Source organism: Marinactinospora endophytica, from assembly GCF_054780875.1.
This window is the reverse complement of record NZ_BAAGVM010000005.1, coordinates 32823-55234: the sequence shown is the minus strand read 5'-3', so window position 1 is coordinate 55234 and position 22412 is coordinate 32823. Positions and strand designations below refer to the sequence as shown.

Below are 22412 nucleotides of genomic sequence, written 5' to 3'. Positions count from 1 at the left end.
GAAGTTCTCGTCTGCGCCCATGCTGAGCACTCGCGCAGACACGTCCATGGGACTTGACTTAAGGAAGCGCTGTTCATGACTCGCGGCGAGACCAACACAGAACCGCAGGTGGCACCAGACGTCAGAGATCTTCTACCTCGGTCCGCGTCTATCATCGAAGCATTTTTCGACACCACCGAACAAAACGTGTCTCGATGTTTGGTGTTGACGACCGCATGCGCTCTGGCAGGTCTACATCAGCAGCAGTGGAACGCCGAGGAATCAAGCCGAAGGCCCGGTGCATCCGCCGATGAGATCGCTGTAAGCAAGCGCCGTATCGACGCATTCAATGCGCGCCGGATTTCTCTTGTAGAACAAATCGACACATGGGCAGGTAGCAGGGTCGCCAACGTGACAGAAGAAGCATCACTGCACACGGAGACTCTGGGATCAGTCGTTGACCGCCTGGCTATCGCGTGGGTCCGCGCTAACAACATCAGGGAATCCGGGAACCGGGACCGTGCCCGCCTCGCCCTTCGTCAGCTTATGGAGTTAGCTGACGCCTACGACGATCTCGTCCGTGACATCGGGACCGGCCATCGGCGGCTTCCGGTATGGCGCTCGCTGAAGACCTACGGTGGTGAGGCGCAGTGACGGAGAGTATCACCCCGGCTTCGGTATCGCTGAACGGTGTGGACAACATCGGCAAGACGACGAACCTCGCGTGGCTGCAACGCGGGATGCCGGCAGCGCAGTTGGTCGGCACCGTTGACGCCTGGGATTCCCGCTGGCAGGAGGTGGCGTCGGAGGATTTCGCGCATTGGTGGTTCGTCAGCTCCAGCACCGCCGAACACGTTGATCTGGTGATGCGTAGCCACGCCGCGCGTAGGGCCGGCAGCGGTACGTTCGCCTTGGAGGACCGCGGATTGCCGATGCTTCGGGCCGTCTGTGCAGCGACCTCCGTCATCAAGGACGGGCTCACCCCTGATGAAGCCTTGGCGTTGGTGGACCATATGGCTGCTGAACACGTGCCGCCTCCGGGGCCGCGCCGAGAGGTACACGTGCTACTGCGACGGTCTGCCGTTCCGGCTCACGAGGCCGATGAAGCGCTGAACCGCGAGGCAGGACCGGCGGGCGAGCGGTACCGCGCCTACCAAAGAGCACTCGCCGAGATCATGCTCGTCCAGGCTGAGCGCGGTGACTACGACGTGGTGCTCGACATCGCGGGCGCTGCCATTCTCGACGTACAAAGGCTCCTGCGGGATCGGCTCCAGGAGCACGGTTTCACCGTCCTGCCCTTACCCCAGATCCCGCTTGAGCGTCTTTGGGTGTTATCCGGCATGTCGGAGAGCGGCAAGAGCACGGTCGGCGAACTGCTGCGTAATGAGCACGGTGTGACGCGGCTGAAGATCGGCTACCTTCTGGAAATAGCCGCGCTTCGTGCCGGCGTATCCGACCCCTACCGGGTGTGGTCAGAGGTCGAGCAGGCCGAACGCCTCACCGAGGAGATTGTTCACTTCACAGCGAGCAACAAGGCTCGCAGTATCAGCGTGGAAAGCGCGCACCGCTTCGAAGCGACCGCACACTTAAAGCGTATCTGGGGCGAGCACTGCCGCGTCGTCTTCATGCAAGCAGACCTACCGGTTCGCGTCAGTCGCGCGACGGAAACGGCGATACAAGTGAAAGAGCGCGACACCATAAAAATCAGGCGAGGAGCCCATCGGATCGCGGACATCGCCGATTACGTACTCGATAACTCTGGTCCTCTGAGTGCGTTGAAGCTTGGATTGGATCGGTTAGCGACCACAACGGAACTGCGCCATATCACACCACCTACCGGTTGGCCAGCGAAACAAGACAGGTGGCTACAAAAAGCCACCGAGCATTTGTGTGATGAGGAGACCGCTCTCGTGCTGGCCACCGGAAGTACCGGAAGCCCGCACTGGCGCGAGGGGTGGAGCGATATCGATCTGCTCGTTGTCCGCGAGACTTTGCCACTGGAATGGCTGCGCGGCACGCTCGGAACCCTTCCGGCCCCGCAGGGGGTCAAAGTCGGCGTCAGCGCTTTCACCAAGGGTGACATTGCAGCGCTGCGGATACCGCCGCGTGTCGCACAATCCCTTCGACGCGCCGCGGAGGGCTTCGGTGTCCTCTATCGGCGTGTGAATTACCGAATCCCAGTGCCTACCCGCGCACATGTCGACCGTCTCAGCCGCGGAGAACTAGGGCTCGTGGCAATGACAACGCGGCGGCTGCTCACCGCCGAACAGACCGATGTCCGAGCCGTGTACAAGCACCTCGTGCTTCTGGCGAAGATCTTGCTGCGCGCCGACGGCCACCACCTCGACGCCGCCGAGGACATCCTCGCGGCGTTCACCCACCATCACCCAGCGGCCGGCTGCACGCCACCCGCCCTCAAAGACCTCATCCGCGACCCCCTCGACACCGAATCGGACCACCAACTCACCACGGCAACGCTGCGGATGCTGGCATATCTCGACAGTCTCGACCACATCGCGAGAGTGAACTCATGACGACCACGCCACACGTCCTCGGCTACCACGCGCGTCGCGTCCGCCGTCTGAACGTCGCACCCCAGAGCCGGGACGTCCGCATCGTACATGCGCTCGACGGTATTGATCGGCAAGTGGAGCCGGCAGCACTGCTGCGTGCTGGTAGCGCCCTGTGGCGAGGCTGGTGCCGTCACCCCGCCTTCGCCACCCCGGAGATGCTGCTGGGACTGGACGCGGGCGGCATCCTGCCCACCATCGCCGTGGCGCTGGCCAGCGGTGTGCCCTACCGGCTGGCCTGGAAACTCGACCTCGACCTGCCCGTCAAGCATCGCTTCACCGAACCCCATGCCCAACGCAGCGATGTCTTCGCCTATGGCGACCTCACCGAGAAGAAGGTGTTGTTGATCGATGACGAAACCACCACCGGCAACACACTCGCCAATCTTGTGACGGTGCTGCGGGGCGCGGCCGTCGAAGTGGTCGGCGTGGTCTGCCTGATCGAGGACACCACAGGCGACGCTCGATCGCTGCTGGAAGACTCACTGGAGGTGCCTCTGTGCACCCTCACCCGTATATGAACCCGTGGAGGGTCGGCGCTGTCACCACGCGCCGTGGCGGACGCGTTGTCGTCCCCCGCACATACGCACCTCTGGCTCCCTGCCTGCCGTACCGCCGCGCAGATGGGCAGCATCCACCGACAGCCGACGGCGCATCCGAAATCCAGCGACGTGGATGGTCTGTTGTCCTCGGCGAACGTGGGCTCGGCGATTCTTTGCTCGCCTTGGGGTTGCTGAATGGCCTCCTCGACGGCACGGCCAAGGGGGATGAAGCGCATTACACGGGGCCACGTCCCCGCCTGATGCAACGCTGTCGCCTCGGCCTGACCACCGACTTCACCGAAGGGCCGCACACTGTTCGCAGTACGAGAAAGGGAAACGGTGTCGTTTTCCGCGCTGTTCCCGAAGAGCCCCTGCCATGGCTTGACATCCTCGACACCATAAACGTCGAAGTCCACGATGCCCTGCCCATGCGCTACTACTTGGATGTGGAGCAGCGGCTCGGCATCCGCCTACCCGCTGATCGGTCGCCCCTGCCGTCGTTCGCCTCGTCCCAACAGGCACGCCCTTTCCACGTGGTGTTCATCATCGCGACCAGCTGGCCCACCCGCAAGGACTACAGTTCGGAACGCTTCGCTCACCTCGCAAGCCTGCTTACCACGCGGCGTGCCGCGCCTTGGTCGTTCACTCTGATCACCGGCAAGGAGACCCGGCCGGCACCACGCGCCGACATCGACGTCCTTGCCGGCATCGATGCCGTGGACTGCCTGGACGTCTTCGCTTCTGCAGAGGTCGTGATCGGGAACGACACGGGGCTGACCCACCTGGCTGCACTAACCGAACGTTCCGACGGAACCGCACCGCAGGTGGTCGGCCTCTACGGACGGCACTCGCACACCAAGTGGACCACGGGACGCGGCAATCACCACGCGATCGCGACCCCTTTTTCACAGATGCTCGCCGCCGCCGACCGCTGCCCGGTACGCGACCAACTCGACGACGCACTGTGGGGCGACGAGGGCCTGAGTCAGATTCCTGTGACGCTGATTGCCGACTTCGTCGGCCACGTGGCCAAGTGGTGGTGAGCTGATGCTGCGGATCGCGAACCATCGACGTTTCACGGCCAACCACACCTGGCACCTGGACTACCGCAACGAACGATTGTTCGTTAAAGCCAACCCCCACCAAAACGAAGCAAGGGCCGAGCGCACCGGACACGCTTGCCTACGCCCGTACTTTACGGTTCCCAACCTCCGCAGAATAAGCAGGATCGGCCGGTGGACGCTTCTCTTCTATGACCGCTGGCACCATCTTGCAACCGACTACGGTTTACTGCTGGACGAGATAACCCGTGCCGACCGTACCGGCAACCGACGGCGTTTGGACATCTGCCTCACTGAGATCTTCACGCTCTACCGGCGCATCATCGATCGGACATTGAAGCGTGTGACCAACGCCGAGACCATCAGCAAGCTCTACGGCGACCGTGCTCGAACTGGCGGACGGGTCGACTGCTACTATCGGCCAGATACGCCGTGGTCTGTGATGTATGAAGGACAGCGAGGACTCCGGCCTTCGCAATGGGCACAGACCACGTTCGCCGTCAACGGCCGCGACCATCAAATGGACTTCGATGCGCTACTGACCTGGCTGCGGGCACATTTCGCACCCCACAAGCCTGTGTGGGCCGCCATCACCCAAGGCGATCCCACCGACGTCAACATCGGCTGGTCATCCGAAGGCGGCCCGGTGTGGTTCGACTATGACACCGGAGGCCTCAACGCCCTCCCAGGCGAGTTCGCCTGCTTCCTGATCTACCAACGTCTACACGGCGCCTGGCTCACTCCACACCAGGCACCAGCCGCGTTTCGCGATCACCCCGCGGCTCTCGCCCGAGCCTCGCTTGCCGAGCCTGCAGTGCGGATTCACTACCGAGGCTCCACGCTCGTCATCCACTACTGCCATTCACCCAGTCCTGCTCGCCAGCATGTGCTCCGTCGCTATCTATCCGAGATTGTTCTCCCGCTCGCTCGACTGCTCGGCATAGAAGACCTCATGAGCTGGCTGCGCCCCTACCTGGTGATGCGGCTGTTGGCCGTCTACAACCTTGCGGAACTGAACCCACGCGAAACTGCGCTTTCTGTTGCTTTGCTCGCGGAAACCCTCGACCCTGCCACCCGGCTCGCTGATCTCCTCGCGCTGACCCCGGATCCAATGGAGGCCACCTGACATGCCACGTCCCATCGCCCTCATCACCGGAGCCGGGTCCGGGATCGGGGCGGCGATCGCCACACGCCTGGCTGTACGACACGATCTGATCCTGACCCACCTCGCCAACGATGACGGCCTCCGTCATGTGGTCGGCCAGGCGCAACAGGCGGGAGCCGACGTCGTCACCGTCATCGGAGACCTGACCCGACAGTGCACCATCGACTCGCTGGAACGCGCGATAAACCAGGTCGGCGAACACCTGGCAGTCCTTGTCTCCAATGCCGGCGCCTATCCACGCACACCATGGAACGACCTCGATCTCACTACTTTCCGCCACCAGATCGAGACCAACCTCATCACTCACGCCGCGTGCGCCAAGTTCGCCGCTCCCGTACTCACCCGGCGTGGCAACGGCCGTATCGTCGCCGTCTCCTCGGTGCTGACCCAACTCGGCCGCATCGATCTCGCCGGGTACATCGCGGCCAAGAGCGGACTAGAAGGACTCGTCCGTGCCTTGGCGCGGGAACTAGGTGTACATGGCGTCACCGTCAACTGCATTCGCGCCGGCTCCATCGAGGTCCCCGCCGAACGAGCCGTCGTCGGCGATCCCGAAGCCATGGCCGGTCGCCAACTCGAGCGCCAGTGCATCAAAAGACGCGGGCGTCCCCAAGACATCGCCGCCGCCGTCGAATTCCTCGTGTCCCCCGACGCCGGCTTTATCACCGGCCAGTGCCTCACCATCGACGGCGGCTGGTGCATGACATGAACTCAGCCATATTGTGGATGCGTCACGGCACCTGCGAAGACGGGCTGAAACGCCCGCACGCCCACCCTCGCCCGGACAGCCCGCTGATCTTCAAGGGCGCCGTCGAAGTCGAAATGACCGCACACAGTCTGCGCAGCCACTATGAACCGCCCGCTCTCGTCATCCCCAGCCCGCTACGCCGAGCCCGCCAGACCGCAGCGATCGTCGCAAGCACACTCGGTGCCCGTTTAGGCGCGCCCATAGGCGCCTTCACCGAGTGGATCGCCCCGAAATGCGTGCTCGGACGCACGCCCGAGGAGTACCCGGACGACTATCGCGCCTGGCGCAACCAGCGTGCCCAGAACACGCAGTGCGCGCTTCCGGGCGGGGAAAGCCTGCACGCCTTCAGCTCGCGGGCACAAAGCGCTGCGACCATCGCAGGTGACCTCGCATTCAGACACGGTCCAGTCCTGATCGTGTCCCACCGGCTCCTTATCGGTGCTGTGGCCGCCCTGCATATTGGAAGCCGAGATCCCGTAGCAGTATTCGATTTCGCCAAGGACTTCCACCTGGACCCATCCCGTTTATGGGCACCATTACAGGCGATCACATACGGAGATGAGCCACGTCTCTGACTGCGCTGTGCCACCTCGCGGCTCGAGCCACTTGCTCAAACCAGGGGTGCCACCTCGGCCAGGAGCGCTACGTCGTTGGCAAGGATGAACTCCTTCAAGGCCGTCGGCTTCAGATCGATCGACGCCAACTCCTGGCTCCGCAGCGGCACCCGTTCCAGCACATACCCCCCTCGAGCAGGGTCATCGAACTCCGGTCCACTGCGGGCGGACTCGTCCAACGCCGACAGCCTGGCCACGAAGAAGTGCTGCACAGCCACACCGGCATCGGATGACGAACTGAAGAGGAAAACCTGCGACGCCCCTACAGCCGTCGCCCCCAGTTCCTCGGCCAGTTCGCGGTGCAACGCCGTCTCGACGGAATCGTCGTTGGCTTCGACTCCACCGCCCGGGGTGGTCCAGTACGGCGGTTGTCCCGGCTTGGTTCGCTTTATCAGCACTAGGCGTGCCTGATCGTCGATCAGAATCGCTCGTGCCGCACGCCGCTGCACTGCCACGAAGGACTGTTCCGTCATGGCTGCACCCTACAGGGGTGACCTACTCCAGCGTCGAACTATCTCTGAGCATCGCCGCAAGCAGATGCCCCGCCGAATCAGACCTCGGACGAAGGAGCGCCAATGCCTCCTATGGGCGTGTGACATGCCGCGGTTTCCGGTTCCCCCGCTGGCGCACTTTCTTAAGCGCTACCGCAAAACCGGCCAGGCATCCTCCCCCCGTGCTGGTGTGGACTCCTGAGCAGACCGCCACTTTCCTGGAGAGGGCGCGCCGCCCCGGCATGGGTGACCGACCAGTTCACCCGGCTCGCCGCTGAGGCCGGACTGCCCCCGATCACCCTGCACGGGCTGCGCCACGGCGCCGCATCACTCAGCCTCACCGCCGGAGTCGACGTCAAGGTGGTCTCGGCCGAACTGGGCCACTCGACAGCCTTCTTCACCCAGGACACCTACCAGACGGTGTACCCCGAGGTCGCGCGGGCCGCCGCCGAGGCCACCGCCGCGCTGATCCCCCTGGACCACGCCCCATCAGGGCGTCCCCACCGGGGCGGGGAGCGAGCACGGAGCACAGAAAAGGGACGAAACAGGCGAACAGTCTGCCCGATTCGTCCCTGCATCGCGTTTGACCTGCGTTTATATGTGTGCGCCATCAGGGACTCGAACCCCAAACCCGCTGGTTAAGAGTCAGCGAACCCGAGACGGGTCGCGCCGGACTTGTTACGCAGCAGCTTCAGCTTGTCGGCGGGGAGGTTGAAGGCATCCAGGAGTTCATCCAGGTCCAGATCACGCGCCACCCCTACCGCTCCTCACCGGCCGGTCGTCTTCCCCGGGCCGTCCGCCCGGCTACCAACGATCTTCCGTGGGATCGGAGTCGGTTGTCCGAACACGGCGGCCAGGTGCAGCGGATCCGGTCCGCGAGTGAACGCCTCGTCAAGCTGCCGGTCGGTGCGGAGGCGTTCGAGCGTGGCGTTGAGGCCGCGAAAGGCCGATGTGATCCAGGCCTTGCTGACAGGCCCGGCCTCCACCGCTGTCTGTTGGTTGACGATCAGGCGCGGGTTTGCGGTGTTCGGCCAGCGGGTCCGCCGGTAGCCGAGCCATTCCATGAGCGTCTGCCGGGTCAGGTCGTCCAGTGGATGGAGTCGACCGGCGATCACCAGGCGGCGGTTGCCGGGATCCACATCATCCAGGCGCATGTGGCGAATGGCGGTGGGGTGGGCGGGTCGGTCCACCGGGAGGAGGCCGGGACGAAGTCGGCGATCTCAAGCTGCTCGGCGAGGTAGACCACGGCGTTGTTGGGGATCTCGCCCAGGTCAATGGTGAAAATACCCCATGCGCGGGCGGTGCACAGCTGTACGGCGAAGCCGAGGCGGTTGACACCGCGCCGCTTGGACGCGATCAGCTCCCAGTCGGCGCCATCGAGATGGAAGAAAGGGTCCAGGTGAGCGTGCGAGGGCGGCTCGGCATAGCGACGGTAGCGAGCCGCCTGCTCATCAGTGAGGAACTCAGCCGGCATATCCCCAGACGGTACGAGTAGAAGCGAAACGCTTAGAGCGGGGTTTCGTTCTGATGTTCCTCAGCCCCAGACCGGCGGCGCTTTCGACCGAGTGCGCACCCGCACGGGAGTACCTCGGTCGGGCGAGGCCGTACTTTCAGCCGAGGCGCGGCCGGCGCCCCTCTCCCTAACGTCGTGGCATGCGCCGAACCGCGGGCGAACCCCCGCCCCCTTCCCCGTCCTCCTCCCACCGGGCACCGGCCCGCGCGGGCGTGCGCGCCGACGAGCGCGCCCTCGCCCCCGACCTGGCCCGGGGCGTGATGCTGCTGCTCATCGTCGTCTCCAACACCGCCTTCCACCTGTGGGCCGCCGAGCACGGCCCCTCCGGTTGGCACCCGATCGACGGCGGCACGGCGGATCGCGTCGTCCAGTTCGCGATGATCGTGGCGCTGGACCTGCGCGCCTACCCGCTGTTCGCCTTCCTGTTCGGCTACGGCATGGCCGGGCTGTACCTGCGCCAGACCGCGGCCGGCACGCCGGCGCGCCGGGCGGTGGCGCTGGTGCGCCGGCGTGGTCTGTGGCTCGTCGTCTTCGGCTTCGCGCACGCGGCGCTGCTCATGGCCGGTGACATCATCGGCTCCTACGGGCTGACGAGCCTGGTCCTGGCCACGCTGTTCCTGCGGCGCGGCGACCGCCTCCTGCTGGCGGGCTGCGCGGTGGCCGCGGCGCTGGTGGCCATGTCCACGGCGCCGGCGGTGGCGGCGGTGTTCAGCGGTGACCTCGCCGGACTCGGCGCGCCCGCGGCGCAACCGTCGTTCGTGGCCTATGCGGCCGGTGAGGACGACGCCCTCGCCGCCGTCGGCACCCGTCTGGTGACATGGACCTTCGTGACACTCGGCGGTGCCGCGCTGTCGTTCGGCGGGCACCTGATGATGCTGCTGGGGATCTGGGCGGCGCGCCGCCGCGTCCTGGAGGAGCCCGGCCGTCATCTGGTCCTGCTCGCCTGGACCGCCGCAGCGGGGATCACGGTGGGGTGGCTGGGCGGTCTGCCGTCGGCGCTGGCGCACGTGGGCCTGCTGCGGGTGCCGGCGGCCGCGGTCGGGGAGCAGGGGGTCCTCCAGGTGCTCCAGAGCACCACCGGCCTGGCCGGCGGACTGGGCTATGTGGCCCTGTTCGGCCTGATCGCCCACTGGTGGTCGACGCGGTCCCGAGGGGGACCGGTGGTGACCGCGATCGCGGCGGCGGGGGAGCGGTCGCTGTCGTGCTACCTGACCCACTCGTTGTTGTTCTCGCCGTTGCTGGCCGCCTGGGGATTGGGGCTGGGCGCCTACCTGGGCAGCGCCTCCATGGCCGCGCTGGCCACGGCGATCTGGCTGGTCACGGTCGCGGGCGCCTACGCCCTGCACCGCGCGGGACGTCCGGGTCCGGCCGAGGCCCTGATGCGGCGCCTCCTCTACAATTCCCTCCGGGGTCGCTGACCCCTTCCCCACGGCCTTCCCATGTTCCTCCCCTGGGGAAAACGGCCTGGCCGGAAGCGGCGGCGCGGTGCTACTTGATCGGCGCGTGGGAATATCCGCAACGGCCGTTCAGGCGAGGAGTGGGAGGTTTCCCGTGACAACGACGATCCCTGGGCGAGCGGACGACTGGCGCCTGGAGTACCCCCGGCTGGATCGTGCCGCCGGCGCCCTGGCCGGGGCGGCGATGGCGGCCTGCCTGGCCCGGCTCCCCGACTCGGAGATCGGCGCGCTGGAGCGGCCCGACGCCGACGGGACGGGTTCCTCCTACCTGGCCTGGCTGGTCATGACCGCGCTGCGGCACCTGGACGACCCGCGGGCCGTCGCCGAGGCCGTCGACACCGAGGCCGAGCTCGCCTGGGCGCTGGCCCTGTGCCGCGCGGTCGAGGAGGGGGTGCTCATACCGGCCGCGTCCACGTCGGCCTACGGTCCGATCTCCGCGGCCTGGCGGGCGGTGACCACCACACCGGTGCCCCGGCTGGATCCGGCCCGCCGGACGTTCCCCTGCCGTCACCTGGTCGACGCGATCCGGTCGGCCCGCGCCTCTGGGGGGCCGGAGGCCGCGTTGTACGCCGGTGCCCTGGCGGGGGCGCGCTGGGGCGTCTCCGCGGTCCCGCTGGAGATCCAGCGCAGGCTCGCCGACATCCTGCCGCTGCGCCGTCTGGTCACCGGCGCGGCGGTGGCCCTTCGCGGATCCCGGCCGGATACGTGGCCCGAGGTCGACTGCGCCTCCTCCCTGCCCTTCAACCGTTACGCCCCCTTCCAGGTGCCGCACCCCCATGACCCCGGCGTGATCCTGTGCAACCTCCCCTACGTTCCCACCGCCGCCGATGCCCAGGCCGTGGTGTCGCTGTGCCAGGTCGGTGCCGGGGACATGCCCGCCCATTTACCGGCACGCGACACCGTCGAGGTGTGGCTGGCCGATACCACCGGGATCAACTCCAATCTGCACTTCGTGCTGGACCAGGCGGCGCGCGCCGTCGCAACGCTGCGGGCCGAGGGCAAGCGGGTGCTGTTGCACTGCGCGGCCTGCCAGTCGCGGACGCCCGCCGTGGCGGCGCACTACGCGGTGCTGGCACGCGGTGTCGAGGTGGTGACGGCGCTGCGTGAGGCCATTCGCGCGGTGGGCGGGCATCTGAACAACGCCGAACTGGCGCGGACCGTCGCCGTCCTCAACGGGGTCGAACTGACCGACCCCGCTGCGGTGCTGTTCCCCGAGGGCATGCCGGAGGTGACCCGCCACCGTCTGGGCTGACCTTCCGGGGCGGCCATCGGCCCACGCGGGCCGGTACCCAATGCCCTGGGGACGGGCACCGACGTCCTTCCACCGGGCGGCGTCCCCGAGCGCCGCGTCTCCCCTCGGCCCTGGCGAGGCGGCCGTCCCCGCGGCTCGCCGCGGCCGGTCCGGATCCGCTGAGCGCGGGCCGGCCGAGGAGCCCACGTCCGGGGGTCGAGGGCCACACGGTGCCGGCGCGGCGGTTGCGCGCGGCCGTCCTGGCCGTCGACCCCGCCCGGAGCCGGCCGACCTGGGCGGGGCCGGATCGCTGCGAGGTCCGGCTGTCACGGCGGGCGCTCACCCCGGGGAGGTGCCGGGGTGAGAGACGGCCCGCGCTGGAGGCGGGGGAGGCCGGGGGTCGGGGGCGTCCCTGGCCCAGCGCGCCGGAGCCTCGCTTCGCTGCTGGGCGGTGGCGCTGGAACGCGGTTCTCCTGTGCCGGGTGCGCGGGATATCGCGTCGCCGCCCCGTGGCGAAGCTGGGATGATCCCCTGCATGTCGATGCGTGAACTCGTCGTCTTGGGGACCTCCAGCGCCGTGCCGACCCGACGGCGCAACCACAACGGCTACTTCCTGCGCTGGGACTCCCACGGTCTGCTGTTCGACCCGGGGGAGGGGACCCAGCGCCAGCTCCGGCTGGCCGGGCTGGCCGCGCACGACCTGACCCGGATCTGCGTGACCCACTTCCACGGCGACCACAGCCTGGGGCTGCCCGGGGTGGTGCAGCGGATCGCGCGGGACCGGGTGTCCCACGAGGTGCGGGTGGCGTTCCCCGCGGCGGGGGAGCGGTACTGGCGCCGGCTGCGCCACGCCACCGAGTTCGCCGACACCGATTCGATCGTGGCCCAGCCCGTGGAGGGGGCGGTGGCCGAGCTGCCGGGAGAGGCCGACTTCACCTTGACCGCTCTGCCGCTGGAGCACCGGATCCCGACCTACGGGTACCGCCTGGCCGAACCCGACGGTGTGCGTATCCGCGCCGAGGGGCTGGCCGCGCGCGGTGTGAGCGGGCCGGCGGTGGGCCGTCTCAAGGCGGAGGGGTCGGTCCTGGACGCCGCGGGGGAACGGGTGTACCTGGCCGACCACAGCGAGGTCCGCCGCGGGCAGGTGTTCGCCTTCGTGATGGACACCGGGATGTGCGACAACGCGGTGCGGCTGGCCGAGGGGGCCGACCTGCTGGTGATCGAGTCCACCTATCTGGACGCCGAGGAGGAGCTGGCCGGGGCCTACCGGCACCTGACGGCCGGCCAGGCGGGGCGGATCGCGGCCGAGGCGGGGGTGCGTCGGCTGGTGCTCACCCACATCTCCGAACGCTATGAGCAGGACGCGGACGAGCGGTTCGTGGAGCAGGCCGCGCGGCACTTCGGGGGAGAGATCGTGCTGGCCGCCGACCTGGAGCGGGTTCCGGTGCCGCCACGCCGTGGGTGAGCCCGGAACCGGTGGGCCGGCGGGAGGGGTTGTCCCGTCTCGGCAAAATCGCCGCAGATCGTTGTCCCCGCTTTCCTCTCGCCGGTAGACACGTGCCCAACGCGCCGAAGCGCGGAATAGCGCCCTGTCGGCACCGTGGGTGAGGGGAGGAGGGCGGTGTGCGCATGACCGGACCGACAAAACGGGCAAAACCTGCCAAAATACGTGACTTGTCCCACAAATTCCGCCTTTCGGGTTCCGTTACTCTCCCGTTACCCATACGCTCGGACACGGCGCCCCCGAGGTCACACCGATCCCGGCGCCCCCTACGACGCCACCCCGTGCTCTGGGTGGCCGGTGGCCGTCGCCGCTCTGCCCACCCTTCGTGGAACCCCGCGCGGCCACGTCCCTTGCTCCCGATCAAAGGATCTTCGCCGTGGGCACTCACCGGCCCTCTCGCCCCGCGCCATTCGCCCGGATGAAGTCCAAGCGCCTGGTCGTCGCCACCGCGGCCGCCGGCGCCGTCGTCGTCGCCGGCGCCACCGCGGGCGCCGCCGCGTTGGACGCTCCCGCCACCACGCCCGGGGCCGCCGCCGTCCCCCAGGCCCGCACCGCGGCCCTGGCCCCGCTCTCCAACGGCGCCGTCTCCTCCCCGGACCCCCAGACGGCCGAGCGGCTACGCGCCGAGGCCGCCGACCAGGCCGTCCAGGCCTTCAACGGCTCGGCCCGCCAGGCCGAGAAGGAGGAACCCCGCGAGGAGCCCCAGGACACCGGGGAGACCGCCTCCACCGGCGCATCGGGCGACTCCGGCACCTCGCTGGCCCCCACCGGCCAGGGCGGCAGCTGCGAGGCGTCGATGTACAGCGACCCCCAGCCCACCGCCAGCGGCGAGACCTTCGACCCCTCCGCGATGACCGCGGCGCACAAGACCCTGCCGATGCACACGATGGTCGAGGTCACCAACCCCGCCAACGGCAAGAGCGTCACGGTGCGCATCAACGACCGCGGCCCCTACATCGACGGCCGCTGCCTGGACCTGTCCACGGCCGCCTTCGAGACCATCGCCTCGGCCAGCCAGGGCGTCGTCGACGTCGAATGGCAGGTCGTCGAGTAACCCGCCGCCCCGACGCCACGGCCCGCCCGTGTCACGGCCCCGCCACGGCGGGGCCGTGACACAATTCCCCGGGAGTTCCACTGCCGGGAAGGGGCGTGCCGGTGTTTCGCACCGTGTCGGGTTGGGTGATCTCCCCCACCGATCTCGTCGACGCGATGGAGTGCGACCACCGCAGCGCGCTCAAGGCCGCGCTGGCCGCCCGGGTCCCCGGCGCGCCGGTCCCCGCCGACATCGACCCCCTCGTCGCCCGCCATGGAGCCGCCCACGAGCAGGCCGAACTGGAGCGCCTGCGGGAACTGTTCGGCGACGGCGTCGTCGCCATCGACGACCCAGAACCCACCGAGGCCGCGATGACCGCGGCGGCACGCGCCACCACGGAGGCCATGGCGGCCGGCGCCCCGGTGATCTACCAGGGCGTCTTCTACCAGCCGATCGCCCCCCACGTCGCCTTCCACGGCCGCGCGGACTTCCTCATCAGCACCCGCGTGGACCCCGCCACCGGCGAACGGCGCCCCGGTGACGGCTCCTACGAGCCCTGGGACACCAAACTCGCCCGCGACCCCGGCCCCGGAGCGGTCCTCCAGCTGGCCGCCTACGCCGACGCCCTGTCCCGGGTCGCGCCACGCCCACCCGAGCAGATGCACCTGCTCACCGGCGACCGCGCCATCCGCTCCCACCGGGTCGCCGAGTTCATCCCCTTCCTCGCCCCCGTACGCGACCGCCTCGTGCGCCGGCTGGACACGCCCGCCTCACTGCCCCGGCCACTGTGGGGCGAGCCCCGGCACACCTGCGAACGCTGCGGCTACGCGGCCATGTGCGCCGAAGGCCGCTCCCGGGCCCGCCACCTGTCCCTGGTCGCCGGGATCCGCACCGACCAGGTGCGCAAGCTGCACGACGTGGGCATCACCACGATCGACGCGCTGGCCGCCGCCACCGAGGAGGACCGCCCCGCCGCCCTGCCCCGCCACTCCTACACCCGCCTGCGCGAACAGGCCGCGCTCCAGGTCCGCCAGGACGCCACCCGCACCGTCGACGACCCCGTCGGCACCGTCATCGCCGAGGTCTACGCCGAGGAGGGGCTGGCCTCCCTGCCCGCGCCCAGCCCCGGCGACGTGTTCTTCGACATGGAGGGCTACCCCTACTACGGGGACGCGGGCGAACGCGGCCTGGAGTACCTGTTCGGCGCGGTGACCGAGGAGGAGGGACAGACCCTCTTCCACCCCTTCTGGGCCCACGACCGCGCCGGCGAGAAACGCGCCTTCGAGGAGTTCGTGGACTTCGCCGTCGCCCGCATGGACGCCGACCCTGACGCCCACATCTACCACTACGCCTCCTACGAGGCCGACCGGCTCAAACTGCTCGCCGCCGCGTTCGCCACCCGCGAGACCGAGGTCGATGAACTCCTGCGCGGCGGACGGCTCGTCGACCTGTACACCGTGGTGAAGAAGAGCCTGCGCGTGTCACAGCGTTCCTACTCCATCAAGTACCTGGAGCCGCTCTACCTGGGAGGCGGACGCTCGGGCGAGGTCACCACCGCCACCTCCAGCATCGACGCCTACGCCGACTACCTCGCCGCCCGCGAGGCCGGGGAGTCCGAACGCGCCGAGAAGATCCTGGCCGACATCGCCGCCTACAACCGCGACGACTGCGTGTCCACGGCCCGGCTGCGCGACTGGCTGGAGGAACGGCGCGACGAGCACGGCATCACCGTGCGACCGCTGCGCCAGTCCGAGCTGATCGAGGAGGACCCCGAGGCGGCGGCGGAGCGGGCCCGCCTGCGCGCCGAAGTGGAGGCCCGCCTGCGCGCCCTCACCGACCCGCTGCTGGAGGGGGTCCCCGCCGACCCCGCCGCACGCGACGCCGACCAGCAGGCCCGCGCCCTGCTCGCCGCCCTCGTCGGCTACTACCGGCGCGAGGAGAACCCGTCGTGGTGGGACTACTTCCGCCGCCTGTCCGCGCCGGTCGAGGAGCTGGAGGCCGACAACGACTGCCTGGTCCCGGTGCGGGTGCGCGCGGGGGAGTGGCAGGAGCCCACCGGCCGCCAGCGCAAGTCCCGACGCGAGCTGGAGGTGCGCGCCGACCCGGCCCGCCCCCACCCCTACAGCGCAGGCGACGACGTGCGGCTGCTGTACGCGGGGCCGCCCGGCCAGCCCGCCACCGCGGTCACCGCCCGCGTCCACAGCGCCGGCCCCGACCGGGTCACGCTGGTGGAGACCGCCGACCCCGGCGACACCTACGCCCGCGCGCCGATCGCGGTGCTGCCCGGCCCGCCGGTGCGCTCGGCGCCCAAGGACACCGCGCTGCACGGGGTGGCCGAACAGGCCGTCGCCGCGCTGCCCGCACCGCGCGAGGGCGCCGGACTGGACGTGCTGCGCCGCCGCCCGCCCCGGTTGCGCGACGGCGGTGAGCTGCCCGACCCCGCCCACTACGACGGTGATCTCGTCGCCACGGTGATCGCGGCGGTGGAACGGCTCGACTCCTCCTACCTGGCGGTACAGGGGCCACCGGGGGCCGGCAAGACCTACCTGGCCGCGCGGCTCATCACCCACCTGGTCGCCCAGGGACGCAGCGTGGGCGTCTGCTCGACCAGCCACAAGGCGGTGGAGAACGTCTTGTCGGCCGCGGTGCGGGCGGCCGGCGCGGACCTGCCCTGCGCCAAGCGTCCGGCGAAGAAGGCCGACCCCGACCTGCCCTGGCACCAGCCGCGCGACATCAAGGCACTGGCGGGGTGGCGTTCGGGGCAGGAGGGCGGTTACCTGGTCGGCGGCACCGCCTGGAACTTCGCCAACGAGACGATCCTGGCCGACCCCTTCGACGTGCTCATCGTCGATGAGGCCGGGCAGTTCGCCCTGGCCGACACCCTCGCCGTCTCCGCCGCCGCCCACAACCTGGTCCTGCTCGGCGACCCCCAGCAGCTACCGCAGGTCGTCCAGGGCACTCACGGCGAGGGCGCCGACGCCTCCGCGCTGGAGCACCTGGTCGGCGACGACGAGATCATCGCCCCCTCCATGGGCTACTTCCTGGACCAGACCCGCCGGATGCATCCGGCGGTGTGCGCCCCGGTGTCGCACCTGTCCTACCGGGGGCTGCTGCACGCCCACCCCTGCGCGGCGCTGCGCGATCTCCAGGCCGCCGAACCCGGGCTGTACCGGGTGGAGGTGGAACACGCCGGGCGGGCCACCCACAGCCCCGAGGAGGTCACGGCGGTCCTCGACCTGGTCACGCGCCTGGTCGGGACGGGCTTCAGCGAACCGGGCGCGCCGCCGCGCGAGCTGACCGGCGCCGACATCCTCGTGGTGGCGCCCTACAACCTCCAGGTCCGCGCGCTGCGGCGGGCACTGGAGGAGGCCGGCCTGGAGCAGGTCAGGGTGGGCACCGTGGACCGCTTCCAGGGGCAGGAGGCGCCGGTGGTGGTCTGTTCGATGACGGTCTCCAGCGCGGCCGAGGCCACCCGGGGGCTGGACTTCGTTCTCTCGCGCAACCGGCTCAACGTCGCGTTGTCCCGGGCGCAGGTGCTCGCCGCGCTGGTCTACTCCCCGGGACTGGTCGCCGCGGCGCCCCGCTCGGTGGGCGAGCTGCGGGTGCTGGCGGGCTTCGCCGACCTGTGCGCCCGGGCCCGCCCCTGGCCGCCCGCCGGGGAAACGCGCTGGACCCCGCGCCCCTGAGACGGCCCCGCCCGACCGTCGTCTCGTCACCACGGCCCGGACCGGCGGGGACGGCACGCATGGACGCCGGGGAGGCCGACCACCACGGCGGCGCGCTGCCCGTGTCCGCCCCCGCAGTCCGCGACCGGCCATCGCCACACGCCCACGGTCTTGATCACGGCGCCGCGACCGCGTTGGATTACGCTGTGACCTCGATCCCCACCACTCCGCTGTGCCCCAAGATCATCCTGGAGGGCACCCGCCTGACCGGCAAGACCGATCTGGCGTTCGCGCTGAACGAGCACCCCCGTATCGTGGGCCCGCGCCGCTACCGCTACCACTCGCCGCTGGTCTCGGCCGAGTGGAGCGGACTGTCCAACCAGGCGTGGGGGCCCAGCCTGATCGACTTCGGCCCCGAGCTGGCGGACCCGGCGTTGGAGACCTACCGCACCTGGGTGCGGATGTTTGAGCTCCAGCGCTACTACTCCTGGATCGTCGACCGCTTCCACCTGTCGACCCGGGTGCACCAGGCCCGCCTGGGCCGCCACTACGACTTCGGCTGGCTGGAGGAGCGCCTGGCCCCGTTGGGCTTCGTGGTGGTGTTGTGCACGCGCGCGCCCGCCACCTTCCCGGCGGCGCGCGCCGAGCGGTTGAAGGTGTCGGGAAACCCCTCCCAGTACGACGACCTGTCGACGTTCGTCCGCGAACAGGAGGAGCTGCGCGCCGCCGCGGCCTCCTCGCGTCTGCCCGTGCTGGAACTGGAGGTGGCGGATCGGGGGATCCCCGAGCTCGCCGACGCCGTCGCCGACTTCCTCGACGAGCGCGACCTGCTCCGCCTTCCCGCCTGAACCACGGCGCCCATAGCGGCCACGACCTTGGAAGGGAAGAACGATGTCAACGCCCGAAGGCGGTCCCGGCGCACCGCAACGGCGCCAGCGGGGCGTGCGCCTGACCGTGGGAGTGCTCGCCGTGCTCTGCATGCTGCTGGGCCCGGTGGGCTGTCTCAACGGAATCGCCGCGACCCAGTCGGGGGAAGGCGTGCGCTCGGCCGCCGAATGGTACACGCTCGGTGTCGGCGCGGCCGTCGGCCTGCCGTTGCTGTGTGCGGCGATCGCGACGGTGGCCGACGACCCGCTCACCGCGCGCCTGTCACTGGTCCTGCTGCTGTGGCCGGTGGTGTTCGCCTCGGGAACGCTGCTCCTGCCCGGATGACCCCCCGCGCCCCGGGGTGCGGCGCGCGCTGTCGGTCATGACCGCCGCGGCGCCCTGACCCGCCCCTGGAGGCACGGGGCGAGACGGCGCCACCGTGGCCGGCGCCCCGCCTGCCCGGACGGCTCCTTCCGTGGCCGGCGCCTCGCCTGCCCGGACGGCTCCTTCCGTGGCCGGCGCCTCGCCTGCCCGGACGGCTCCTTCCGTTACCCGGGTCCGGCCTCGCCTGATGGGGCCCTGGTCTGCGCCGTGAAGCCGGTCACGCCCGATCCCCACACAGACCACCTGGGCCGTGCCCGCCCAGCCTGCGCGGCCGCAGGGACGCCGAGCCTCCCCGGCCGTCCCCCTTCCCCGCTCGCCCGGCCCCGGCGGGCCGTCCGATGCACCCGCGCGAGGTCCTAGGGTGATGCGGGGCGGCCGGCCGGCCGCCGGGAAACCAGTGCGGAGGGACGTGTGTCACCCAAGAAGAGGAAGACCCGCAGGCCCCGTGGCGCGACGCCCACGCGGGAGCAGGGCGGGCGGGCGGCCCCCACACCGACGCGGACGGTCAGGCGCGATCCGGTCGTGGTCGACATCCCCGCGCGCTGGCCGCTGCTGGTGTGGAGCGCGCTGACCCTGATATGGGCGGGCGGCTCGGCCCTCTTCTTCGTGTTCTACCTGGCCGAGGCGTTCGCGATGCTGGGGGCCGGCGAGGTCGGCGCGGGCGCCCGGCGCAACGCCGCCTGGTACCTCGTCTTGTTGGTGGTCTGCGCCCTGATCGTCCCGCTGTGCGGGGTGGCCCTCGCGCTCCGGCTGCGCCGCCGGGTCGCCGCCGTCATGTTCGCCATCGCGGCGCTGCTGTCGGGTGCCGCGCTGCTGTGGCTGGCCCCGCCGGCCGAACTCCTGTCCGCCATGACCACCGCCTTCACGGGAGCGTCGTGACCTCCGCCGAAGACCCCGAGGAGATCGGCGAGGTCCTGCCCGCCGAAGTTCGCACGGGCCTGGACCACGTGGCCCACAGCGTGCTGATCGACGTCGCGGCGCTGGAGGCGGTCCGCCGGCGCTTCGACGAGGAGCAGGCCGGCGCGCTCGGCCGCTACCTCGCCGCGGCCCAGTCGCCCAACACGTTGCGCGCCTACCGCTCCGACTGGGTGGCCTTCACCGCCTGGTGCCTGGCGGAGGGGCGCCGGTCGCTGCCGGCCGACCCGGTGGACGTCGCGGTCTACCTCGCGGCCGCCGCCGACACCGTGCGCGAGGACGACCCGCACCGCTGGGCGCTGTCGCCCTCGACCCTGGAACGCAAGGCCGCGGCGATCGCCGCGGTGCACGCCGCCCACGGCCTGGCCTCGCCCACCCGCGCCGATGTGGTGCGCATGACCCTGCGGGGCATCCGGCGACGACGCCGCGCCCGGCCCGCCCGCAAGCGGCCGGTGCTCCTGCACACCCTGGAGGCGTTGTTGGAGGAGCGTCCGGCTCCCGGCCACCCCACCGGAGCCGCGCGGCGCCGTGACGCGCTACTGCTGCTCACCGGGTTCGCCGGGGCGCTGCGCCGTAGCGAGCTGGCCGCCCTGTCCTTCGACGACGTGGCGGTGGACACCGACCCCAAGACCGGTGAACCGCTGCTCCTCGTGCGCCTGGCCGTCACCAAGACCGACCAGGAGGCCCGCCACGCCCAGCAGGTGGCCCTGCCCCGAGGCCGGCGGCCCCACACCTGCCCGGTGTGCGCCTTCGCGGCCTGGGCCGACCTGGTGGAGGCCCAGCGCGACGGCGGCCCTGCTGCGGTGCGCGCCCTCTTGGAGGCCGAGTCCGACGGGCAGGACCCGCGGGTCCACCGCTGCCACGTCTACCCCGGAACCGACCTGGCCGATGGGACCGGCCGGGCGGTGTTTCCCGCGATCGACCGCCACGGGCGTATCGGACAGCGGGCGATCTCCGGCCGGGCGGTGGCCGAGCTGGTCAAGCGCTACGCCGAGCGGGCGGGGCTGGACCCCTCCGCGTTCGGCGGGCACTCGCTGCGTTCGGGGTTTGCCACGCAGGCCGCGCTGGGGGGCGCCGGCGACCGCGAGATCATGCGCCAGGGCCGTTGGACCAACGCCCGCACCGTGCACGGCTACATCCGCACCGCCAACCCCTTGGACGACAACGCGGTGACACGCCTGGGACTGTGAGCCGACCATGCCCGGATTTGTGGAAAGATGCCCGGGTGATCGATGCGTTTCGTGCCGCCTTCCAGGAACTGATCGACGCCGCTCTGGCCGGTGCCCCCCACCGGTTCGGGCCCGCCGTGCGCAACGTGCACGGTCTCGCCTCCCAGGTGCCCACCGAGGAGCGAGCGATCGCCCTGGAGGCGCTCGCCCCCATATTCTCCGGCCACCACGCCGGGCCCGGCGTCTCCGCGGACCTGGCGGTGGTCGCGGGCGCGCTGGTGGAGATGGGGACCGACCCCGGACCCACCGCGGTGGAGATCCTGCGCCGCGCCGCCGACAGCGGCAAGGGCGCCGCGCTGTTCCTCCAAAGCTGGGAGAAGACGGGCGGCGGCACACCGCCCGAGCCCGAACAGGTCACCTCCGCCGATGAGGAGCGGGTCGCCGCGGCCCTGGGCGAGAACGCCCCCGCCGCCACCATGTGCTGGTGGACGTCGCGGCGCTATGGCCTGTCGGCCAAGACGATGCTGGGTGAGGCCGCGGTGCGAGCGGCGGTGCGCGAGGACACCGTCTTGCGCGAGGACCTCACCGCCGTCGCCGCCCACCTGGCCGCGTTCCTGCCGGAGTTCGACGAGGTCGGCGCGTTGGCGCGCATGTCCGAGGCGGCGTCGGCGCTGGTCCTCGACCGCGCCTCGGGGCGTGGTTTCCGGGTCCGTTTCGATGGCATCGGCGACAACTTCCAGCTCCACACGCTGCTGGCCGACGCCCTCATCGGAGCCGAGGGACGTGGCCTGGCGGGGGAACGGCCGGCTCCCAGCTGGGTGGCGGCGGCCTCGGGCGGGGAGATCCGTCCCGAGGAGATCGTCACCGGCTGGTGGAACCTGACGGCCGCCGACGGGTCGTGGATCTGGAACGAGGGGGTGCCCGCGGACATCCCCGAAGCCGACGGCGAGCGCGTGATCGTCCTGGACGAGCCGCCCTACCGGCGCACCTGGAACTCGGTTCGCCGCCACCCCCACGTCCAGGGGTGGCTTGAGGTCGTGGAGGAGATCGGCGCGGAGGAGGCCGCGGCCTGGTGGCAGCGGATCCCGCCCGGCGCCTCCATGCACGAGGCGTTCGCCGCCGAACCCACCGCCCCCGCCGCCGAGGCGGACACCCCCGTGGTCGAGCCCCGGCCCGACGTCGAGGCCGCACGGCAGGACCGGGAGGACGAGGCCACGCCGCCTGAGACGGCCCCTGCGCCCGAGGCGGCACCGCGGGAACAGGCGCCCGCCGCCCCCGAGGTCGCCCCCGAGGCGGTGCGGCCGGGGACCGCCCCCGTCCCGCCGACCCAGGAGATGCCCGCGATGCAGCCCGCCCCGGCCGGCGCGGAGGGGGCCGAGGGCCGGGAGGGACACGACGAGGAGCGCCGGGTCCCGGGGGCGGGATTCCTGCCGCCGCTGCCGCCGGGCGTCTCCGACAGCGCGGCCTGGTCACCGCGCCACCTGTGACCCCCGTTCGGTTCGCG

The 22412-nt window shown here is 70.4% G+C and carries 20 protein-coding genes and 1 pseudogene; 18 read left to right on the top strand and 3 right to left on the bottom strand.

The genetic code is table 11. The features are described 5' to 3' along the window. The first annotated feature begins 75 nt into the window (after positions 1–75). The 7 genes from ACYVHU_RS10935 to ACYVHU_RS10905 all read left to right on the top strand — a co-directional run bounded on the left by ACYVHU_RS10935 (position 76) and on the right by ACYVHU_RS10905 (position 6640). The gene (locus tag ACYVHU_RS10935; RefSeq protein ID WP_498948254.1) at positions 76–633 is read left to right on the top strand and encodes a DUF4254 domain-containing protein; all 558 of its coding nucleotides are present in this window, start codon (positions 76–78) and stop codon (positions 631–633) included. Continuing rightward, a complete protein-coding gene (locus ACYVHU_RS10930; RefSeq protein WP_498948253.1) occupies positions 630–2513 on the top strand; it encodes a hypothetical protein in 1884 nt (627 codons plus the stop codon). The genes ACYVHU_RS10935 and ACYVHU_RS10930 overlap by 4 nt, the downstream gene beginning before the upstream one ends. Continuing rightward, a complete protein-coding gene (locus ACYVHU_RS10925) occupies positions 2510–3070 on the top strand; it encodes a phosphoribosyltransferase (RefSeq protein ID WP_498948252.1) in 561 nt (186 codons plus the stop codon). Before ACYVHU_RS10930 ends, ACYVHU_RS10925 begins: the two co-directional genes overlap by 4 nt. 203 nt (positions 3071–3273) lie before the next feature. After that, complete coding sequence (locus ACYVHU_RS10920; RefSeq protein WP_498948251.1) at positions 3274–4134, top strand: glycosyltransferase family 9 protein; 861 nt, start codon at positions 3274–3276, stop codon at positions 4132–4134. A 4-nt stretch (positions 4135–4138) separates the two neighbouring features. Continuing rightward, entirely contained in the window at positions 4139–5278 is a 1140-nt protein-coding gene (locus tag ACYVHU_RS10915) for a hypothetical protein (protein WP_498948250.1), read from the top strand. Between the two features lies 1 nt (position 5279). Further along, positions 5280–6026 carry an SDR family NAD(P)-dependent oxidoreductase gene (locus ACYVHU_RS10910; protein WP_498948249.1) on the top strand — a complete coding sequence of 249 codons (747 nt, stop codon included), beginning with the start codon at positions 5280–5282 and terminating at the stop codon, positions 6024–6026. After that, complete coding sequence (locus ACYVHU_RS10905) at positions 6023–6640, top strand: histidine phosphatase family protein (RefSeq protein ID WP_498948569.1); 618 nt, start codon at positions 6023–6025, stop codon at positions 6638–6640. The genes ACYVHU_RS10910 and ACYVHU_RS10905 overlap by 4 nt, the downstream gene beginning before the upstream one ends. A gap of 35 nt (positions 6641–6675) precedes the next feature. Here ACYVHU_RS10905 and ACYVHU_RS10900 read toward each other — a convergent pair whose 3' ends face one another. After that, on the bottom strand, positions 6676–7152 hold the full coding sequence (locus ACYVHU_RS10900; RefSeq protein WP_498948248.1) for an NUDIX hydrolase: 477 nt from the start codon (positions 7150–7152) through the stop codon (positions 6676–6678). Between the two features lie 255 nt (positions 7153–7407). Between ACYVHU_RS10900 and ACYVHU_RS10895 the strand changes: the two are divergent. Next, a pseudogene (locus tag ACYVHU_RS10895) lies at positions 7408–7656 on the top strand (tyrosine-type recombinase/integrase); the annotation flags it as partial. Between the two features lie 281 nt (positions 7657–7937). Here ACYVHU_RS10895 and ACYVHU_RS10890 read toward each other — a convergent pair. Beyond that, entirely contained in the window at positions 7938–8324 is a 387-nt protein-coding gene (locus ACYVHU_RS10890) for a hypothetical protein (protein WP_498948247.1), read from the bottom strand. Beyond that, positions 8282–8644 carry a DUF4158 domain-containing protein gene (locus ACYVHU_RS10885; RefSeq protein ID WP_498948246.1) on the bottom strand — a complete coding sequence of 121 codons (363 nt, stop codon included), beginning with the start codon at positions 8642–8644 and terminating at the stop codon, positions 8282–8284. The genes ACYVHU_RS10890 and ACYVHU_RS10885 overlap by 43 nt, the downstream gene beginning before the upstream one ends. A gap of 179 nt (positions 8645–8823) precedes the next feature. On the opposite strand from ACYVHU_RS10885, the gene ACYVHU_RS10880 reads away from it, so the two are divergent. From ACYVHU_RS10880 to ACYVHU_RS10835, 10 genes are all read left to right on the top strand, one after another. Continuing rightward, on the top strand, positions 8824–10101 hold the full coding sequence (locus ACYVHU_RS10880; RefSeq protein ID WP_498948245.1) for a DUF418 domain-containing protein: 1278 nt from the start codon (positions 8824–8826) through the stop codon (positions 10099–10101). A gap of 133 nt (positions 10102–10234) precedes the next feature. Further along, complete coding sequence (locus ACYVHU_RS10875) at positions 10235–11392, top strand: protein-tyrosine phosphatase family protein (RefSeq protein ID WP_498948244.1); 1158 nt, start codon at positions 10235–10237, stop codon at positions 11390–11392. Positions 11393–11906: 514 nt separating this feature from the next. Next, the gene (locus ACYVHU_RS10870; RefSeq protein ID WP_498948243.1) at positions 11907–12836 is read left to right on the top strand and encodes a ribonuclease Z; all 930 of its coding nucleotides are present in this window, start codon (positions 11907–11909) and stop codon (positions 12834–12836) included. Positions 12837–13293: 457 nt separating this feature from the next. Further along, entirely contained in the window at positions 13294–13929 is a 636-nt protein-coding gene (locus tag ACYVHU_RS10865) for a septal ring lytic transglycosylase RlpA family protein (RefSeq protein ID WP_498948242.1), read from the top strand. 101 nt (positions 13930–14030) lie between these two features. Further along, positions 14031–17594 (top strand): TM0106 family RecB-like putative nuclease, encoded by a 3564-nt coding sequence (locus ACYVHU_RS10860; protein WP_498948241.1) that lies wholly within the window; start codon positions 14031–14033, stop codon positions 17592–17594. Between the two features lie 59 nt (positions 17595–17653). Continuing rightward, positions 17654–18421 (top strand): hypothetical protein, encoded by a 768-nt coding sequence (locus ACYVHU_RS10855; protein ID WP_498948240.1) that lies wholly within the window; start codon positions 17654–17656, stop codon positions 18419–18421. A 43-nt stretch (positions 18422–18464) separates the two neighbouring features. After that, entirely contained in the window at positions 18465–18785 is a 321-nt protein-coding gene (locus ACYVHU_RS10850; RefSeq protein WP_498948239.1) for a hypothetical protein, read from the top strand. 450 nt (positions 18786–19235) lie between these two features. Continuing rightward, entirely contained in the window at positions 19236–19703 is a 468-nt protein-coding gene (locus tag ACYVHU_RS10845) for a hypothetical protein (protein WP_498948238.1), read from the top strand. After that, positions 19700–20929, top strand: coding sequence for a site-specific integrase (locus ACYVHU_RS10840; RefSeq protein ID WP_078761320.1), 1230 nt, complete (start codon positions 19700–19702; stop codon positions 20927–20929). The genes ACYVHU_RS10845 and ACYVHU_RS10840 overlap by 4 nt, the downstream gene beginning before the upstream one ends. 35 nt (positions 20930–20964) lie before the next feature. Next, entirely contained in the window at positions 20965–22395 is a 1431-nt protein-coding gene (locus ACYVHU_RS10835; RefSeq protein WP_498948237.1) for a hypothetical protein, read from the top strand. The last annotated feature ends 17 nt before the right edge of the window (positions 22396–22412 follow it).

What these genes read in the sequence shown, in the direction of transcription:
- ACYVHU_RS10900 (WP_498948248.1), bottom strand. Translation starts at nt 7,152, where the DNA reads ATGACGGAACAGTCCTTCGTGGCAGTGCAGCGGCGTGCGGCACGAGCG.
- ACYVHU_RS10885 (WP_498948246.1), bottom strand. Translation starts at nt 8,644, where the DNA reads ATGCCGGCTGAGTTCCTCACTGATGAGCAGGCGGCTCGCTACCGTCGC.
- ACYVHU_RS10910 (WP_498948249.1), top strand. Translation starts at nt 5,280, where the DNA reads ATGCCACGTCCCATCGCCCTCATCACCGGAGCCGGGTCCGGGATCGGG.
- ACYVHU_RS10850 (WP_498948239.1), top strand. Translation starts at nt 18,465, where the DNA reads ATGTCAACGCCCGAAGGCGGTCCCGGCGCACCGCAACGGCGCCAGCGG.
- ACYVHU_RS10905 (WP_498948569.1), top strand. Translation starts at nt 6,023, where the DNA reads ATGAACTCAGCCATATTGTGGATGCGTCACGGCACCTGCGAAGACGGG.
- ACYVHU_RS10890 (WP_498948247.1), bottom strand. Translation starts at nt 8,324, where the DNA reads ATGCGCCTGGATGATGTGGATCCCGGCAACCGCCGCCTGGTGATCGCC.
- ACYVHU_RS10925 (WP_498948252.1), top strand. Translation starts at nt 2,510, where the DNA reads ATGACGACCACGCCACACGTCCTCGGCTACCACGCGCGTCGCGTCCGC.
- ACYVHU_RS10915 (WP_498948250.1), top strand. Translation starts at nt 4,139, where the DNA reads ATGCTGCGGATCGCGAACCATCGACGTTTCACGGCCAACCACACCTGG.
- ACYVHU_RS10880 (WP_498948245.1), top strand. Translation starts at nt 8,824, where the DNA reads ATGCGCCGAACCGCGGGCGAACCCCCGCCCCCTTCCCCGTCCTCCTCC.
- ACYVHU_RS10865 (WP_498948242.1), top strand. Translation starts at nt 13,294, where the DNA reads ATGAAGTCCAAGCGCCTGGTCGTCGCCACCGCGGCCGCCGGCGCCGTC.
- ACYVHU_RS10870 (WP_498948243.1), top strand. Translation starts at nt 11,907, where the DNA reads ATGTCGATGCGTGAACTCGTCGTCTTGGGGACCTCCAGCGCCGTGCCG.
- ACYVHU_RS10935 (WP_498948254.1), top strand. Translation starts at nt 76, where the DNA reads ATGACTCGCGGCGAGACCAACACAGAACCGCAGGTGGCACCAGACGTC.
- ACYVHU_RS10855 (WP_498948240.1), top strand. Translation starts at nt 17,654, where the DNA reads ATGGACGCCGGGGAGGCCGACCACCACGGCGGCGCGCTGCCCGTGTCC.